Annotated in this window: 19 protein-coding genes, 1 tRNA gene and 1 rRNA gene; 5 read left to right on the top strand and 16 right to left on the bottom strand. The window is 37.9% G+C overall.

Features of this window, described 5'->3' with window-relative positions; all coding sequences use genetic code 11:
• A 5S ribosomal RNA gene (rrf, locus tag ACTCIM_RS10815) occupies positions 1 to 82 on the top strand; the annotation flags it as partial.
• Positions 83 to 221: 139 nt separating this feature from the next.
• Here the strand turns inward: rrf and ACTCIM_RS10810 are convergent.
• From ACTCIM_RS10810 to ACTCIM_RS10755, 12 genes are all read right to left on the bottom strand, one after another.
• Positions 222 to 500, bottom strand: coding sequence for a type II toxin-antitoxin system RelE family toxin (locus ACTCIM_RS10810; RefSeq protein ID WP_464279219.1), 279 nt, complete (start codon positions 498 to 500; stop codon positions 222 to 224).
• Positions 497 to 715 (bottom strand): hypothetical protein, encoded by a 219-nt coding sequence (locus tag ACTCIM_RS10805; RefSeq protein WP_472315567.1) that lies wholly within the window; start codon positions 713 to 715, stop codon positions 497 to 499. Before ACTCIM_RS10805 ends, ACTCIM_RS10810 begins: the two co-directional genes overlap by 4 nt.
• Positions 716 to 788: 73 nt before the next feature.
• Positions 789 to 1,883: an IS3 family transposase gene (locus tag ACTCIM_RS10800; protein ID WP_472315569.1), complete on the bottom strand. Its 1,095-nt coding sequence runs from the start codon at positions 1,881 to 1,883 to the stop codon at positions 789 to 791.
• The gene (locus tag ACTCIM_RS10795) at positions 1,873 to 2,202 is read right to left on the bottom strand and encodes a transposase (RefSeq protein WP_472315565.1); all 330 of its coding nucleotides are present in this window, start codon (positions 2,200 to 2,202) and stop codon (positions 1,873 to 1,875) included. Before ACTCIM_RS10795 ends, ACTCIM_RS10800 begins: the two co-directional genes overlap by 11 nt.
• Positions 2,195 to 2,323 carry a transposase gene (locus tag ACTCIM_RS10790; protein WP_464279222.1) on the bottom strand — a complete coding sequence of 43 codons (129 nt, stop codon included), beginning with the start codon at positions 2,321 to 2,323 and terminating at the stop codon, positions 2,195 to 2,197. The genes ACTCIM_RS10795 and ACTCIM_RS10790 overlap by 8 nt, the downstream gene beginning before the upstream one ends.
• A gap of 204 nt (positions 2,324 to 2,527) precedes the next feature.
• On the bottom strand, positions 2,528 to 3,361 hold the full coding sequence (locus ACTCIM_RS10785) for an HAD family hydrolase (RefSeq protein ID WP_472315563.1): 834 nt from the start codon (positions 3,359 to 3,361) through the stop codon (positions 2,528 to 2,530).
• Complete coding sequence (locus ACTCIM_RS10780) at positions 3,351 to 4,799, bottom strand: glycosyltransferase family protein (RefSeq protein ID WP_472315561.1); 1,449 nt, start codon at positions 4,797 to 4,799, stop codon at positions 3,351 to 3,353. The genes ACTCIM_RS10785 and ACTCIM_RS10780 overlap by 11 nt, the downstream gene beginning before the upstream one ends.
• A gap of 15 nt (positions 4,800 to 4,814) precedes the next feature.
• Positions 4,815 to 5,798 (bottom strand): glucosyl-3-phosphoglycerate synthase, encoded by a 984-nt coding sequence (locus tag ACTCIM_RS10775; protein WP_464279226.1) that lies wholly within the window; start codon positions 5,796 to 5,798, stop codon positions 4,815 to 4,817.
• Positions 5,786 to 6,946, bottom strand: coding sequence for a M20 family metallopeptidase (locus ACTCIM_RS10770; RefSeq protein ID WP_472315559.1), 1,161 nt, complete (start codon positions 6,944 to 6,946; stop codon positions 5,786 to 5,788). The genes ACTCIM_RS10775 and ACTCIM_RS10770 overlap by 13 nt, the downstream gene beginning before the upstream one ends.
• 17 nt (positions 6,947 to 6,963) lie before the next feature.
• Entirely contained in the window at positions 6,964 to 7,335 is a 372-nt protein-coding gene (locus ACTCIM_RS10765) for a phosphomannose isomerase type II C-terminal cupin domain (protein WP_464279228.1), read from the bottom strand.
• 13 nt (positions 7,336 to 7,348) lie between these two features.
• Positions 7,349 to 9,064, bottom strand: a complete 1,716-nt coding sequence (locus ACTCIM_RS10760; protein WP_464279229.1) for a sugar phosphorylase — start codon at positions 9,062 to 9,064, stop codon at positions 7,349 to 7,351.
• Positions 9,065 to 9,168: 104 nt separating this feature from the next.
• Positions 9,169 to 10,443 carry a glycosyltransferase gene (locus ACTCIM_RS10755; RefSeq protein WP_472315557.1) on the bottom strand — a complete coding sequence of 425 codons (1,275 nt, stop codon included), beginning with the start codon at positions 10,441 to 10,443 and terminating at the stop codon, positions 9,169 to 9,171.
• A 92-nt stretch (positions 10,444 to 10,535) separates the two neighbouring features.
• Here ACTCIM_RS10755 and ACTCIM_RS10750 point away from each other — a divergent pair, with 92 nt between their 5' ends.
• Both ACTCIM_RS10750 and ACTCIM_RS10745 read left to right on the top strand, forming a co-directional pair.
• The gene (locus tag ACTCIM_RS10750; protein WP_464279231.1) at positions 10,536 to 11,870 is read left to right on the top strand and encodes a glycerate kinase type-2 family protein; all 1,335 of its coding nucleotides are present in this window, start codon (positions 10,536 to 10,538) and stop codon (positions 11,868 to 11,870) included.
• Between the two features lie 100 nt (positions 11,871 to 11,970).
• A tRNA-Leu gene (locus ACTCIM_RS10745) sits at positions 11,971 to 12,059 on the top strand.
• Positions 12,060 to 12,121: 62 nt separating this feature from the next.
• On the opposite strand, the gene ACTCIM_RS10740 is transcribed toward ACTCIM_RS10745, so the two are convergent.
• The 4 genes from ACTCIM_RS10740 to ACTCIM_RS10725 form a co-directional block, all read right to left on the bottom strand.
• Positions 12,122 to 12,592, bottom strand: a complete 471-nt coding sequence (locus ACTCIM_RS10740; RefSeq protein WP_029967556.1) for an Hsp20/alpha crystallin family protein — start codon at positions 12,590 to 12,592, stop codon at positions 12,122 to 12,124.
• A 29-nt stretch (positions 12,593 to 12,621) separates the two neighbouring features.
• Positions 12,622 to 12,990 carry an Hsp20/alpha crystallin family protein gene (locus ACTCIM_RS10735; protein WP_029967558.1) on the bottom strand — a complete coding sequence of 123 codons (369 nt, stop codon included), beginning with the start codon at positions 12,988 to 12,990 and terminating at the stop codon, positions 12,622 to 12,624.
• Positions 12,991 to 13,003: 13 nt separating this feature from the next.
• Positions 13,004 to 13,417, bottom strand: a complete 414-nt coding sequence (locus ACTCIM_RS10730; protein WP_464279232.1) for an Hsp20/alpha crystallin family protein — start codon at positions 13,415 to 13,417, stop codon at positions 13,004 to 13,006.
• 130 nt (positions 13,418 to 13,547) lie between these two features.
• The gene (locus tag ACTCIM_RS10725; protein WP_472315555.1) at positions 13,548 to 13,925 is read right to left on the bottom strand and encodes a flagellar basal body rod C-terminal domain-containing protein; all 378 of its coding nucleotides are present in this window, start codon (positions 13,923 to 13,925) and stop codon (positions 13,548 to 13,550) included.
• 341 nt (positions 13,926 to 14,266) lie between these two features.
• Here ACTCIM_RS10725 and ACTCIM_RS10720 point away from each other — a divergent pair, with 341 nt between their 5' ends.
• Positions 14,267 to 14,968 (top strand): Wzz/FepE/Etk N-terminal domain-containing protein, encoded by a 702-nt coding sequence (locus tag ACTCIM_RS10720; protein ID WP_472315553.1) that lies wholly within the window; start codon positions 14,267 to 14,269, stop codon positions 14,966 to 14,968.
• 88 nt (positions 14,969 to 15,056) lie between these two features.
• Positions 15,057 to 15,152, top strand: a 96-nt coding sequence (locus ACTCIM_RS10715; protein ID WP_472315449.1) for an AAA family ATPase, incomplete at its 3' end; no start/stop codon positions are given.

Below are 15,152 nucleotides of genomic sequence, written 5' to 3'. Positions count from 1 at the left end.
CCATTCCGAACTCGGAAGTTAAGCCCTCCAGCGCCGATGATACTGCCTTCCTAAAAGGTGGGAAAGTAGGCCGTCGCCAGGACTTTTTTTTTACCCAAATAATACTTCACACTTTGACAAGAAAAGGATGAATATTCCTTCATCTTAAATTAGCTCAAGGATAGCAGCTTATTGGGCATAATTGGGGGGAACGCTAGCGGAATAGCTGTGAGCTTTTTTTGTTAGGCATTCTTCACTTCTTTCAATATGTTATCATAATCTGAGTGTGACCCCACCCAAAACCAAATTATTTCACCGTCCCGTTGTATACCCAGTGCACGATAATCCTTTGATATGCGAACTGAATAGATAGGTAATTTTGAGTGTACTCGTTTGAAACGGAATCCTGGATGATAAGGGTCTTTTTCAAATTGGATGTAAGCTTCCTTTGCTTGTTTTTGAATTTGTTTTGGTAATTGAGCCAGTAGGTTACGAAACCGTTCTGTGGTATGGGATATCATAGTTGATTAACATTTAGTGGTTTTGTCTTACCTTTTGTATGTTCTTCAAGCGCCTCATTCGCTAGCTTATCTAATACATCTTCTGATTCAGCAAAAGTCTTCTCCCACTTTTTTTCAGATATAATTTCATCAATCAACCAGCGTGCGAGAGCATTTTGTTCTAGCTCTGATAATTTTGATGCTTCTTCAAAGGCTTTTTCAAGTAGTTTAGTCATGGTTGCTCTCCTGTGTTTTTATTCTTACGCCTCACATAGATTATGTAGGTGACGTAAAACATCTATAAGGTATTTATTCACTCCCATTTTCGGAATTTGTCAATAAAGATGTCACCAAAGGCCATGCCATTTTTTCCATCAGCAAATAAGGTTGTTCGTTAACTGGATTAAGGTCTACTGTAAGGACTGGGTTCCAATTGCGAATATTTCCAGACCAGCGCTCTGGATGTTTGGAGCGAGCCCTTTTGTAAACCTCTTTCCGCTTGGCCAAAATCTCATTGTCTAGACCTGAATGTCGTTGCTCAGGAGTAACAAACTTAATTTTACTATGATAATGCTTACTATTATACCATGTAACAAACTCCAAGCACCATTTTCTGGCCTCTTCTATATTTGAAAATCTACCAGGATACTTAGGACAATATTTAACTGTCTTAAAGAGGGATTCTATATAGGGATTATCATCACTAACATGAGGACGACTAAAAGAACGAATAATTCCTAAATTTTGCATTGTGGCTAACATAGTAGATCCCTTCATGGGCTTGCCATTATCTGAATGGATTACCAAGCCCTCTCCTGTTATCTTTTCTTTAAGAAGGGCACGTTTAAGCACCTTTGTAGCTAAATTACTCCTTTGTTCAGTATATACTTCCCAGCCTACAATCTTATGGCTATAAATATCAATATACATATAAAGATAGAAAAACATCCCCTGTATACAACTAGGCAAGTAGGTAATATCCCAACTCCAGACCTGATTGGGGCCTGTGGCTCTATAGTGTTTGGGCCTAAAATATGTCCTGGGCTTAGACCTACCTCTATGGGTCAATTCCCCTGCTTCCCTAAGAACTCGGTAAAAGGTGCTCTCTGATCCTATGTATATTCCTCTATCAGCCAACATTGGAACTATCTTACAAGGAGGTAACTCTCTGAAATCCTTTGAATGACAAGTATCTAATATCTTCTGTTTCTCTTGTTTAGATAGCTTATTAGCAGGATTTCTTAAAACATCCTCCCTTCTGTCCTTTAAGGTATCCCTCTTTTTCCATCTCTGATAGGTCCTTATTGATATCCCAATAAGTTCACATGCCTTTTTCAATCTAGCCCCCTCTTTTTTGGCTTCATCTATAGCTTTATACACAACTTCTTTCTGTTTAAACTCTATCTTTCGTCCTCTTGGTCCCCCAAGATATCCTCCAATTTTTTTTAAGTACCAATAGAGCCGTAGTCTCTGCTATGGTCTTGTCTTTCTTCCTTATCTCTCTTTCTAACTTAACTATCTTTTGTTTTAATTGCTTTTCTTTCTTCTTAAACTTCTTACCAGGTTGTCTGTCAATATTTTCCAGACAAGACTGTTTCCATTTCTCCAAGGTAGATGGATAAATGCCCTTTTTCCTGCAAAATTCAGCTAACTCTACCTCATTCATTGAGGCACTTTGAAAAAGAAGGTTAAGTTTTTCCTCTGCTGTAAATTTTTTATTCATAGAGTAACGTCATCACTGTAGTATATGGAATTCCATTCTCCCTTGCAATATCAGCAATTGTCTTTGATGAGGCAAAAATTTGTTTAAGTACACTTTCTTTAACATTATCAGGATATACCATAAAAAAATCTCCTACCGCCCAGGTTGAAATTCCCCCTTCCCCCTAGGGGGAAGGATAACAAGATAAGAGAACTAATATACCCTCATCTTAAACTAGCCTGGGCGACATCTTCCCTGACATGTTGGGATAATTATTCTATATTGGTATTCAAAGAGAAGTCTATTTTTATAAATTCTATAAATAGAAAATATGTTTTTGTGAAGTTTAGGGATAATACATACCTATTTCCTTTAACTCACTTATAATATCAAAATTGGTAATATTAAAATTATAACGATAACTTCGTTTATCTACTGCCAGTAAACATCCTTTAAAACCCACTTTAGTACCTGGATAGATATCTTTGTAAACATCATTACCTACATATAAAACCTGGTCAGGAGAAATATGCCATTTAGCCAAAGTTTGTTGGGCCTTTTGAAATAATCCTTGGGAAGGTTTGGCCATTTTTTCCTTATAAGACCAAAAACAGAGTTCTGGATTAAAATAATGAGTTAATTTTTGTCCTAGAAAAAACTCCAGACTTAAGGGAGTATAAAATTGGGCATTGGAAATAATCCCCAGCAAAACCTTTTTTTCCTTTAGCCAGTTTAAAAGTTCTTTTAACCCTGGCATAGGCCAGATGGGATTGCTTAACAATTCATAGAGAAAAGCAAATTCCAGGATTTTTTCCAGACTTAAATTTATTCCTAGATGTAGAAAAAAGGTTTTCCAGATGTGTACAATATCTACTTCTGGATACTCAATTCCTCTATCTTTTTTCTTTTTATGTTCTTGAGCTATTAGCTCTAAAAGTAAGTTGGTAGGAGAGGATGGCATTTTTAACAGAGGTAAGTCTAGTTCTCTAGCTGTCTGATAAAAAAAAGTTTCTTTTAACTCACTATCTTTACCTATGTCTCCAGCACCAGAAATAAGCAAAGTTCCATAGACATCAAACAGAATACATTTAGGAGAAAAAGGAGTTATCTGGCGTTTCACCTTTAGCGGAATGGGCTCTAAAGGTTTTAAATGTTTTTTTAAAATGGATTTATACTTCATCTATCTTTAATAAGCTCAAGTTTTCTGGAGATAAAAAACACTCCAATAATCTTTTACTATCTGCAAAACCTTCTAACTTACTTTGTTTATTTGTCGCCTCTAAATAAATATTTTTTAACTTAAATATATAATTAGAAAGGCTAAAATTTTTTTCTATTTTTTTCTTATTCTCTTCAATTAGATGATAATCTATGTTTTCTGGTAAGTTAAAAATCTTTTCTTTATGTTTTATTATCTTTTCTAATACTTGCATTTGTAGTTCTTCATCTAATTTTCCAAAATCTATTTGCTTGTTTTGTGTCCAATTACTAATTGTTTTATCTATAAAGTCCTGTTTTAAGGGCAGTGAGTATAAAGCAAATAAGGATTTTATTTTGGTGTGTATTTTTTGATGGAGAAGGTTTTGATTTAACTTATTTAAAGAAATTTTTAAACTGGGATAAAGATAGGGTAGTTTTATTTCTTTTTCTTTAAAATCTCTAGTAATTTCAGGTAAATCTCTGCCAAAAAGAGCTTTATTATTTAACCAGGGTTCCAGGAAAACCAGACCAAATCCTTCTGTTATGCTGGTGGTGAGGCAAAAATGAGCTTCCTTTAGGAGTTGTTCGTAGGGATAGGTATTAGCTAGTTCCAGGTGAAGAGGTAGATTATGGGTTTGAGCAAAATTTTTCCAGAGTTTAAAATAGGGGCGTTGCAAAGGATTTTGCGGTCCCAGGGTGGTGGCAAAAACATCATTAGCCCTTGCCTGGGTGGACCAAAAAATAAGTTCGCCTATATTTTTTCTTCTAATTCCTCTGGTGGGATAGAGCCAGAGTCTTTGCCGGGGGAAAATATTTTTTTCTAACTTAGCTGAAAAAAAGGTATTTTGAATGGGATTGGGTAAATGATGGAGATTGGAACTACCTCCTGCGTATTGAAAAAACTTTATGTCCCTGGAAGTTAAAAAGAGGTAATGGAGGTGTGGACCTTGAGGATACAAGTAGGTGGAAAGATTTTCAAAGTTATTTTCTCCCAGATGTTTTAAAAGTAACTGATAGTTTCCAGGCCTTCCATCTTCAGCAAAATCGTGAATATGCAAAAAAAGGGGAAATCCCTCCTGGGCAAGCCCGTAGACCACCTGAGGCAAGAGAAGGTTTTTGCCCAGGTTATGATTATGGACGTGAAAAATATCTGGGAAAGTGCCAAATACACTTTTGCTAACTTTTAAGATTTCTTTTTTTAGTTCCTGAGCAGAGATATTTTGAGGGCGCTTGCCTTCATAGGCAAGCCCTTTAATTACTTTTACTGGAGTGTTTATCTCTAAGCTACTTGGGGGAGCTTCTCCGCAGAGGATAAGGAGCTTGAAAGAAGGAGATTGCTCCAGGGCTTTTACAGTATTCAAAATGACCTTTGTCACCCCACCAGGTTGAAGATGGTAGTGAATAAACACAATGCGCATGGCTTTTTAATGAGGTTATAGAGGATTTAGTCCCATTTTTTCCCGGTACTCTGGGACCTGAAGCATGGGAGGCCTTTCTTCTTCAAAGATTTCATAGACAATTTGTTCGTAAGTGTCTTTTTTTACCTGAAATTGTCGCAGATAATAGGAAAGTTCAGGCAAACACTCCAGCATTCCTTTTTCCTTTAGGCGCTTGAAAAATACTCTTAAAATGCCAAAGGCCATTTTTCCCAAATCTCTAGTGGATTGATGGCGGTGTACCCTTTTGTCCAAATCTGTTTGGGCAAGAGCTTCCAGGCCCCAGTCTGAGTAGACGTCTATTAAGTGAGAAGTCTCTACTCCATAACCTATGGGAAAGGGTATACTTTCCAAAACTTCCCTTCGCACTGCGTATTCGCCAGATAAGGGCTGGATAAGGGCCGTTAATTCCGGGAAAAATAGGGAAAAGAGAGGTCGAATAAGTATCTCTGTAACTCTTCCTCCTCCAGAAGGGCGTATCTGGTCAGAAAGGGCCAGGGGCCTATCATAAAAGGCCTTTACGTATTTTATTTCTGGCCTAAAAATTAAAGGGGCTACCAGGCCATAGACAAAGCGAGGATGGATATTTTTAATATCTGCGTCTACGTAAACAATGATATCTCCTTTTAATTGATAAATAGCTTTCCACAGATTTTCACCTTTGCCCCGTTTAAATCCCCACCTGGGCAAGATTTCTGCTGAAAGATAAACATCAGCTCCAAAGGAAGCAGCAACTTCTAGCGTTCTATCTGTAGAGCCAGAATCAATGACCGCCAGTTCATCAATAAGGGGATATTGCTCCATAAGTTCAGAGCGAAAAATAACAATTTCCTTTCCAATGGTTTTTTCTTCATTTAAAGTGGGAATGCAGACAGAAATAGTAAGGTTTTGTTTTTCTTTGGCTTCAACTAAGCGCTTGAGGTCTTCAAATTGACTGTGGTGAAAGGTATTGGTTTGGAGCCAGTTATTTATGTTCTGCATAGATCTATCTCCTTGTCTATAAGAAGTAATAGACCTATGAGTTGAGCCAGACCTTTACTGCAGGGCTCTATTTCTATGTATTCATCTAGGTAATGCAGATTATCTGCATTGGTAAGTCCAAGGCAAAGAGCTGGTATATTGTGCTCCACAAAAGGAGAAATAACAGGAGAGTAAATATTGTCTTGAGGGGTAATATCCAGTTTTTCCTGGATATTTCTGGCCTTTAAAACCAGAGGATGAGATGAATTAAGCCCTCCAGCAATACTAGTGGCAATGGTTTTAAGATGGACAGATAAGCCCGGGTGTTGAGAGATATTATCCAGGATTTGATATATCTTTTGAATAAGATTTTTTATGGTTTGATCAGAATTGCTGCGAATTTGAAATTTTAAATTACAACTGCGGGCAGGATATTTATGAGAAGCTCCACCTTCAATGCTTCCCAGGGTTAAGACAGTATGTTCTTCTTCAGCTAAGGGTAGGGTTTTTAAGCTTTGAATGATCTGGCAGATCATCTCAATGGCGCTTGCTTCACTTAAACGGCGATTTATCTGACAGGTTATCTGCCCTCCAAAGGTGGACATGGAGCGAAAGTTTAAGCGTCCTAAAGGAGAGCCTTCTAAAAGTAGGGCACAATGGGGCTTTTTCTGGGTATTGGCAAGAAAAAATTTTAGCCCTTCCTGGTTGCTTTGTTCCAGGCTTTTTACTGCTCCTAAAAGGATTAAATCATTTTCCAGAGTTATATTTAATTTTTTTAAAAAAATGGGCAAAGAAAGCAAGGTGGCCACTCCCAAACTGTTGTCAGCCACTCCAATGCCCCAGACTTTGTTTTCTTCTAGAGTGTAGGTGTGATTGGCTGTAATTTCAAAGGGAACATCCACATGAGCAGTGAGTAAAATGGAATGCTTTCTTTTGCTTCCAGGCAAGATGGCCACAGCATTGCCTATTTCATCTGTGACACAGTTTTCCAGGCCCAGTTGTAAAAATTTTTCCAGGATAAAATTTATCCTTTCTTCTTCCTGACCAGAAGGTGCAGGAATTTCGCCCACAAGTACCAGGTTGGAAAGAAGTATTTCCCTATATTGCTCTACTTTGCGGGCTAGGTTGGTTATTCTTTCAAGGGGATAGGTTCCTTGAGTCGTGGCCATAAAGGACTCCTTCTGGGTTATTTGCGGCCATAGTCATCTTCTAGCCTTTCTATGTCGTCCTCACCAAAATATTCACCCAGTTGTACTTCTATGAAAACTAAGGGGGTATTTTCTTTGTTTTCCACTCGGTGTAAGGCTTCTCTGGGAATGTCCACAGCCATGCCAGGTTCTAAAGTAAGAAGAGAGTCATTTAGGGTGACCGTAGCTTTTCCTGCAACCACTAACCAATGTTCTTGTCTTTTCTTATGCCTTTGTAGGGACAGTCTTGCCCCTGGCTTAACCACAATCCTTTTGACCTTGTGATCTGTTTCATCTGCTAAAATGGTAAAGCTACCCCAGGGACGATGCTCTGTAATTTGTAAAAATTCTTTTTGCTCCAGGTTAGACATAAAACTCTCCTTCTTAAACTGGTTTAAACCAGAGATAACCATAGGGAGGCAGGTTTATCTCTTTGGAGATAATATTATCAGTTAAAAGGTCTTTTACTTTATTAAGGCCTGATTCAATTTTGTCCAGAGGTATGGTCCTGGAATTTTTAGTTAGATTGTAAAGACAAAATACACTTTCACTTTCTGTACCTGGTATACGCTTTAAACCCAAAAGTCCCTTTTCCAGGTTTAATACTTCTTGCTTACTTTCATGGTGAAAGGCGATATGGTTTTTACGGGCCAGGAGCATCTTTTTATATTCCTTAAATACTATGTATTCTTTGCTTTTAGGATTATTTAATTTGTTTTTTAATTCTTCATATTGAAAAATAGGCCTATTTATAGACCTGTTTTGTTTATTCTTTTCTACTCCTTCATAATAGTTGGAAGTGCCAAAGAGACTGGGTAAATATATTCCAGGTATTCCCTGTAAGCTTAACATAATGGCTTGAGAGCATAAAAAGCGTTGGATTTGTAAGGATATATTATCTTTGTCCTCTGGATCTTTTAGGGCATCAAAGTAGGTAATATTTAGTTCATAGGGCTTTTGAGTATCTTTTTCCTGACGATAGGAAACCAGACCTCCTAAATCCTGGATGGTCTGGACTAAATTTTCCAATTCTTTTTCAGAAATAAGCCCTTCCAGAGGCCTAAGGCCAATACCATCGTGAGAAGCTGTAAAATTAAAAAAGGTGCAATTTTCTGGAGGAGAGATATTCTGGAGCCATTGGGTTAAAAGCTGGGAATCTTGGTGGTGAAAGGAATAGAGTAGAAGGGGTGGAAGACTAAATTGGTATACCATATGGGCTTCATCTTGTTCACCAAAATAACTGTAATTATCCTCTTGAGGGAGATTGGTTTCAGTAAGGAGCAGTACTCCTGGCGCTAAATAATCTATAATATCTCTAAAGAGTTTTACTACCTCGTGGGTTTGAGGAAGATTGAGACAAGAAGTGCCTATTTCCTTCCACAGGTAGGCAATAGCATCCAGGCGAATAATCCTGGCTCCCTTAAGGATATAAAAGAGAAGGATATCCAGCATTTCTATAAGTACATCCGGGTTTTTGTAGTTTAAATCTATCTGGTCTTCACTAAAGGTAGTCCAGACCCATTTAGTGCCCAAAACTGTATCCACTGGAGTTAACAAGGGAGTGGTTCTGGGCCTTGCTACCTGGGAGAGATCAGTTTTAGGATCTACTTCTATAAAGAAATCTAGAGCAGGCAGGATGCCTCCAATATAGTCTTGAAACCAGCTGGAGCACTTGGAAACATGATTTAACACCAGATCTACCATGAGGATATATTTTCTGGCAATGCGCTCTATATCTTTCCAGTCTCCAAGCTCTGGATTGACTTTGCGATAGTCTATTACAGAAAAACCATCATCAGAGCTATAAGGGAAAAATGGAAGAATATGGATACCTTGAATATATTCTTGAAGCTGGGAGTCCAGAAATTGAAGCAGGCTTTGCAAGGGAACTGTGCCTTTTTCTTGAATCATATGTCCATAGGAGATGAGAATGGTTACATTTTGTTCCCAGAGAGAAGGGTCCACTTTAGAAGATAAATTTTCATAACGGGCAACAAGCAAGGCTATTCGATCTAAAATACGGTTTAAATTGGCCTGGGGATAGAGAAAATTTAAACGCTTTTGCAGGTGCTTTTTAAAGGAGTCTTCAATACGCCACATCATTTTACTCCTTGTTACTATTTTTTATTTTCTCTATTTTAATAAAGGAAAAATAAAAAAGAAGCAAGTAAAGGCCAAAAAAATAATAAGTAAGGATGAAAGTTTTAAGAAAGTTGATGGGTGATATTATTTAAAAGAGTGGAAAGGGAATAACGAAGAGTTTTATAACTATAGTAGCGTTGGGCCAGGGCATAATTGAAGTTGACCAGTTCCTGGCGGTAAGTTTCATCACTTAGAAGAATTCTTACTTCTTCTACCAGTTCATTGGTTACAATTCCATGCATGGTTGGGACCCAGAAGCCTTTGGGCGCAATGTCTCGTACCCACACAGGATAACTGTTGATAACAATAGGCTTTTTAAAATAAAAGGCTTCTAACAGGGCATTACCAAAGCCTTCGTAGATACTTGGATACACTACCAGGTCAGCCTGCTGATAGATATCTGAAAGAATATAGATTTTTTTTCCTGCACAACTGATTCTGCGCCGATAATTTACCCTGTCTCCAAAAAAGATGATTTCTACTCCCATGGATTTAGCTAATTCTTGCAATTGATATTGGTATTCAGACCCCTCATCTCCTGCAGGGTGGGAGACAACCAACTTGCACTGAGGGTCATTTAGACGGTGAATAAGATTTATGCTGTGCTCTATGCCTTTTCGGGGCACAACTCTTGTGGGTTGTAAAATAAGTTTATCTTCTGGAGATAAGCCCAGATCTTGCCTCAAATCCTTTGCCCAGGGGTGGGGCTCTTCTGGAGGAGGATTGTCAAAGTCCAGGACATTGGGCACCAGGATAGAAGGCACGCCTTTGCGTAAGGCCAGTTGTTCTCTAGCACTTTGATTGATCACCACATGTTGCAGTTGGACATCCCTGGGAGGAAAAGCCATATCCAAAAGATCAGGCACACAATTAACCTGGAACCTATCTCTTTCCCAGTAAAAATCGTGATGATGGGCAATGGCAGGGATACAGGTTTCAGCTAAAAAGCTGGTAATGGCTACTCCTAAAGGAAGGTGCATAGGGATAGCCAGGGCATTTTGAATAATCAGGATGTCTATTTGAAAATTTTCTACAAATTCGTAGAGAGTTTTTTTGAGATATTCACTTAAGTCATAAATGCGGCGGGTTACTTTGGGAGAGCGTTTGACCTTTCCCCAGATATGACGGTTTATCCACTCATTGTCAGGATGGGCAAAGTAGGCTTCAGGTATGCAAAAGGATTCTTCTTTAGGAGTTTCTAAAAGCCCTGCATACCAGAAGCATTTGTGTCCTTCTTCTTTGAGTACTTCTCCCCATTTAGCAGCTTCTAAAGAAACACCGTCAGTACCTGCAAAACGGGTAGAAACAAATCCTATGTTATATTTTTGCTTATGCATAAAAATTTTTGTTGGGTAAAAAATAATTTTCGGGTATAGCTCCTTTTAAAATATGTCAAGCAAGTTTTAGACCAGAGGTGGGAGAAAGGTAAATGCTTAAAAAGATGAAAAAAGACCTGGAAGAAATTTTTTGGGCTGGACTAACCGAAGTTTTGCCTGAGAAAAAAATTCCTAAATTTTTGCGTCTCCAGGAAAATATTTTGTTTATTGGTCCAGATCTTCAGTTGGATTTAGAAGATTATGAATATGTGGTGGTTTTAGGAGCAGGCAAGGCCAGTGCTTCCATGGCCCTGGCTGTGGAAAAGATTTTACAGGATTATATTAGTACTGGCCTGGTCATAGTAAAGGACAACCACTCTCTGGATTGTCAGAAAGTTAAGATCAAAGAAGCCTCCCATCCCCTGCCAGATACCAGAGGACTTTTAGCTACCAAAGAATTACTGGAAATAGCTAAAGGTTACAGAAGTGAAAAAACTTTAATTTTATTTTTGCTTTCTGGTGGGGCCAGCTCTTTATTGGTTTTACCTGCCTCTGGCCTTACTTTAGAAGACAAGCAAAAAACTACAGATGTGCTTTTAGCCAGTGGAGCAGATATCAAAGAGATTAATGTCCTGAGAAAGCACTTAAGCGAAGTAAAGGGTGGAAGATTGAAAAAACTTTTAACACCTTCAGTGGTGGTGAGTTTGATTATTAGCGATGTTCTTGGTGATGACCTGGAAAGTATAGGATCTGCTCCTTTGGTTGGGGATAGTTCTACCTGGGAGGATTGCTGGCACATTGTGGAGAAATATGGTCTGGAAGATAAACTTCCGCCCAGGGTAATTTTTCGCCTGAGAAAGGGGTTAAGAGGAGAAATCGAAGATACTCCCCTGCCTTCAGATCCGTGTTTTGAACGAAATTTTAACTTTATTCTGGCGTCCAATCGCCAGGCTTTGCTTGGAGCAGCCCAAAAGGCCAGGGAATTGGGTTATAATTCCTTGTTGTTAAGTAGTTTTATCCAGGGAGAAGCCAGAGAAGTGGGGAGGGTTTTAGCCAGTGTATACAAAGAAATTTTATATCACGATAACCCCGTGCCTAAACCTGCCTGTATTTTAAGTGGAGGAGAGCCCACAGTTTGCTTGACTCCACCTATAGGTAAAGGAGGAAGAAATCAAGAATTGGCCCTATCAGTTGGGCTGGAAATAGCAGGGTTGTCTAATGTCCTTTTTGCTTCCCTGGGTACAGATGGAACTGATGGGCCTACAGATGCCTGTGGAGCCATTGTTTCTGGAGAAACTAGAAAACTAGCCGAAGAAAAGGGATTATTTTTAAGAAAATATTTGAACCTTCACGATAGTTATAATCTATTTAAACAATTAGAGGCTTTGGTTATTACTGGCCCCACCTATACCAATGTGATGGACATGCACATTGGCCTTATTAAGTGAGTTAAGGTAAAGAGTAGTTTTTAGCCAGGCTATAGTTCTGTTAAACCCTTTAAAAAAATATTGACTCTCTTTTCAAGAGAAGCTAAAAGATGAATTCTTCGCCCGGGTGGCGGAATCTGGTAGACGCAAGGGACTTAAAATCCCTCGGTACATTGTACCGTGCCAGTTCGAGTCTGGCCCCGGGCACCATGAGAAAAAAAAGAAAGGCAGGGATAACTCCCTGCCTTTCTTTTTGGTCTGTTTTAACTTTTTTAGCTTTCAATGGCTATCTTCTTGGCCCTGGCCTTTTCTGCTTTGGGCAGAGTGATAGTGAGTACTCCCTTTTTATATTTGGCTTTGATTTTATCTTCTTGTACTTCTACAGGTAGAGGAATGGCACGGTAAAAGGAACCATAACTTACTTCCATGCGCACGATATTTTCTTTTTCGCTCTTTTCTTCCCTTTTCTTTTCTCCCTGCAGGATAAGGTAATTGTTTTCCAGGCGTACATCCAGGTCTTTGGTATCCAGGCCTGGAATTTCCGCTTTGACAATAATTTCTTCATCAGTTTCCCTTACTTCAACAGCGGGAGTAAATAAGCCTGTGGCCAGTTCGCCATTGCCCCATAAACTTTCTTTAAAAAAGCGATCTACTTGATCGAATACATCAAAGACACTGGTTGTAGGAGTGAGAACACCTTCATTGCGTTTGCTGCGAATGCTGGGAAGAAGTCTTTCTAACATGGCCCTCACCTCCTTTTTATTTTATTTTTTTATTCAGCACTTATTTCAATTTTTTTAGGTTTGGCTTCCTGAGCTTTGGGTAAAAAGAGAGTTAAGACCCCATTTTTTAAGGAAGCCTTAATGTTTTCCTTGTCCACCACTTCAGAAAGGGTAAATTGCCTTCTGTATTCCCCTGGTACAAATTCCAGGTGAATGTTTTTCACCTTTTCTTGCTCTGGAATACGGGCTTTAGCCCTTATTTCCAGTTCATTTTCCTTTAAGTTTAGTTCCACATCTTCTTTGCCCACCCCAGGTAAGTCCAGAAGGATATAAAAACCTTCTTCCTTTTCCAAAATATCTGTATAAGGGCTAAAGATGGGAATATTTTCTCTATTTTTTTGAACGACTGCTTCAGTCATTTTTACTCCTCCTTTAATTTTGCTCTATTGCAATTTTTTTAGGTTTACTTTCTTTAGCCTTAGGTAATACGACTTCAAGAATTCCGTCTTTTAACTTTGCTTTAATGTTATCTTTATCTATGTCTATATTTAGATTGATAATTCTTTGAAAAAGTCCATTTGGTCTTTCCTGACGATAATAATTTCCTTTTTCAGATTTTCTTTCTCCTTTTATCACCAGACTTCCATCGGTAATAGTCAATTCTATATCGTTGATATCAACGCCAGGTATTTCTGCTAATACATAAATGTTTTCTTCATCTTCTTTTAAGTTGACAGGTGGATAGGCAAATTTCCTTTGACTTATTGTTGTTGGGCTAAAAAAAGTGTCTAATAGTTTATCCAATTGCCTTGGCATATCATAAAAAGTGCTTAAATCTATGACCATTTTTTCACCTCCTGCATTGTGTTTTCAAAAATATAAATAAAAAGGGATAAGAGATAGTCAAGAGGGGAAAGAAAAAAATTAACCAGAAAAATAGGGAAAGGGGAGAAAAGAAGTGGTTTAAAGCAAAAAGTTAGGCAAAAAGGTCCAGCAAGGTTCCTACCATGGAATCATAGGTTTGGAGAACTTTAGCATTGGCACTAAAATTGGTTTCAGTGATTAGCTCTGTGGTAAGTTCCTGGATGAGATCTGTATTGCTGCTTTCTACATAGGTTAGTTCTTGCTCTACCTGGGAGTTTTCTTCCTTGAGGGAGATTTCTGGAATCAGTGCTCCTGGAGAGTTGTCCTCTATGATTTGACTGACCACTACACCCTGATCCTGAGGGCCTGTTTCCAGGTCAGCCCTGCTGGCTTTAAACTCATTGGTATTTATATTAGCCAGATTGTTGGCACTGACTTCCTGAATAAGGCTAAAACTTTCCAGGGCTGATAAACTGGGATAAATGGTCATTTTTTCTCCCTTGTTGGTGAAGGAGTGAATAGTTTTGCTTTTCAAGTTTTGTAAAAGATTTTTAGGCTATTTTTCAGGAAGAATCAAGAGGGTAAATTTTTTTATTTTTTTGGGAAGTGTTTCTAGAGTTTATAAGATACATTTGGATTAAAGGGAATTGACAAGTTGAGTAAAATAATTGAAATAGCTAGAAAATACTTAGCAACGAAGTGAGTGTGTGTTTAGGAAGTTGGTTTATGTAGTTTAAGGTTTGAGCAATATTTTAAATTTAATAGATAGAGCAAAAATAAGAAGGGTAGCTGGCTATTAATATTTATATGAAAATTTAAGGAGATATAGCTATGGAAGAAAAGGTTCAAGGCTTTGAGGAAGAAATAGACCTTTTGGAACTTTTGGAGAGGCTTTACAAACAAAAATGGTTAATCCTGGGTATTACAGCCCTAGGGTGTCTGTTGGCTTTGATAATTACCCTTTCCATGCCCAAAAAATATCGGGCAGAAGCTTTGTTTGAGCTTAAGTTTATTACTTTTCCGGAAGTTTCTGAGGCTTTTAAGGGATATCAAAAAAATCAATCTCCAGGGCTTGAGGTAAAGTTTATTGCAGTTAGAGGAACTAATAATATCATTAAAATTGAAGCAGAGGATAAATCTCCAGAGAGTGCAAAAGATAGCTTAAATAAAGCAGTAAACTTAATAAATCAGAGTTTATTTAAAGAGAAAGTGGATAAAGAAGTTAAGGAAATAAACACAAGGTTAGAGTTTATTCAGAGAGCCTTAGAAGAGGTAAATAAAAAAAGCGGAATTATTTATGGTCCAGCAAAGGTAGCTGATTTGTTAACAGAAAAAGAAAATTTGGAACAATGGCTTAAAAAGCCTCAAATTTTATATCCTGTAACTGAAGTTAGTGTAAGTAATAATCCTGTAAAACCAAAACCAGTACTTAATATAAGTGTAGGAACTGTTTCTAGTTTATTCCTGGGGATTTTTATTGCACTTTTTAAAGATGCTTTAAGAGAAAGGAGAAGAGGAAAACAGTTGGCTTAAGAGAAGGAGGATAGTTGTGTAAATAATGTTGAAAAGTTAAAATACTGAAATGTGCAATGGGTAAACGTTGAATTAAAAAGGAACAAACATGAAAAAACTACCCATAGGAATACAAACCTTTAGAAAAATTCGGGAAGAAGATTATGTTTATGTGGATAAAACAAAAGAGGCTTATGAGTTAGTT

It is taken from the genome of Desulfonauticus sp., from assembly GCF_055126295.1.
This window is presented reverse-complemented; position numbering and strand designations above follow the sequence as displayed.

Coding starts and splice junctions, on each gene's coding strand:
- ACTCIM_RS10760 (WP_464279229.1), bottom strand. CDS start 9,064: ATGTGGCGTATTGAAGACTCCTTTAAAAAGCACCTGCAAAAGCGTTTA.
- ACTCIM_RS10805 (WP_472315567.1), bottom strand. CDS start 715: ATGACTAAACTACTTGAAAAAGCCTTTGAAGAAGCATCAAAATTATCA.
- ACTCIM_RS10810 (WP_464279219.1), bottom strand. CDS start 500: ATGATATCCCATACCACAGAACGGTTTCGTAACCTACTGGCTCAATTA.
- ACTCIM_RS10795 (WP_472315565.1), bottom strand. CDS start 2,202: ATGAATAAAAAATTTACAGCAGAGGAAAAACTTAACCTTCTTTTTCAA.
- ACTCIM_RS10770 (WP_472315559.1), bottom strand. CDS start 6,946: ATGGCCACGACTCAAGGAACCTATCCCCTTGAAAGAATAACCAACCTA.
- ACTCIM_RS10735 (WP_029967558.1), bottom strand. CDS start 12,990: ATGACTGAAGCAGTCGTTCAAAAAAATAGAGAAAATATTCCCATCTTT.
- ACTCIM_RS10780 (WP_472315561.1), bottom strand. CDS start 4,799: ATGCGCATTGTGTTTATTCACTACCATCTTCAACCTGGTGGGGTGACA.
- ACTCIM_RS10750 (WP_464279231.1), top strand. CDS start 10,536: ATGCTTAAAAAGATGAAAAAAGACCTGGAAGAAATTTTTTGGGCTGGA.
- ACTCIM_RS10765 (WP_464279228.1), bottom strand. CDS start 7,335: ATGTCTAACCTGGAGCAAAAAGAATTTTTACAAATTACAGAGCATCGT.
- ACTCIM_RS10720 (WP_472315553.1), top strand. CDS start 14,267: ATGGAAGAAAAGGTTCAAGGCTTTGAGGAAGAAATAGACCTTTTGGAA.
- ACTCIM_RS10730 (WP_464279232.1), bottom strand. CDS start 13,417: ATGGTCATAGATTTAAGCACTTTTTATGATATGCCAAGGCAATTGGAT.
- ACTCIM_RS10725 (WP_472315555.1), bottom strand. CDS start 13,925: ATGACCATTTATCCCAGTTTATCAGCCCTGGAAAGTTTTAGCCTTATT.
- ACTCIM_RS10785 (WP_472315563.1), bottom strand. CDS start 3,361: ATGAAGTATAAATCCATTTTAAAAAAACATTTAAAACCTTTAGAGCCC.
- ACTCIM_RS10740 (WP_029967556.1), bottom strand. CDS start 12,592: ATGTTAGAAAGACTTCTTCCCAGCATTCGCAGCAAACGCAATGAAGGT.
- ACTCIM_RS10755 (WP_472315557.1), bottom strand. CDS start 10,443: ATGCATAAGCAAAAATATAACATAGGATTTGTTTCTACCCGTTTTGCA.
- ACTCIM_RS10775 (WP_464279226.1), bottom strand. CDS start 5,798: ATGCAGAACATAAATAACTGGCTCCAAACCAATACCTTTCACCACAGT.
- ACTCIM_RS10790 (WP_464279222.1), bottom strand. CDS start 2,323: ATGGTATATCCTGATAATGTTAAAGAAAGTGTACTTAAACAAATTTTT.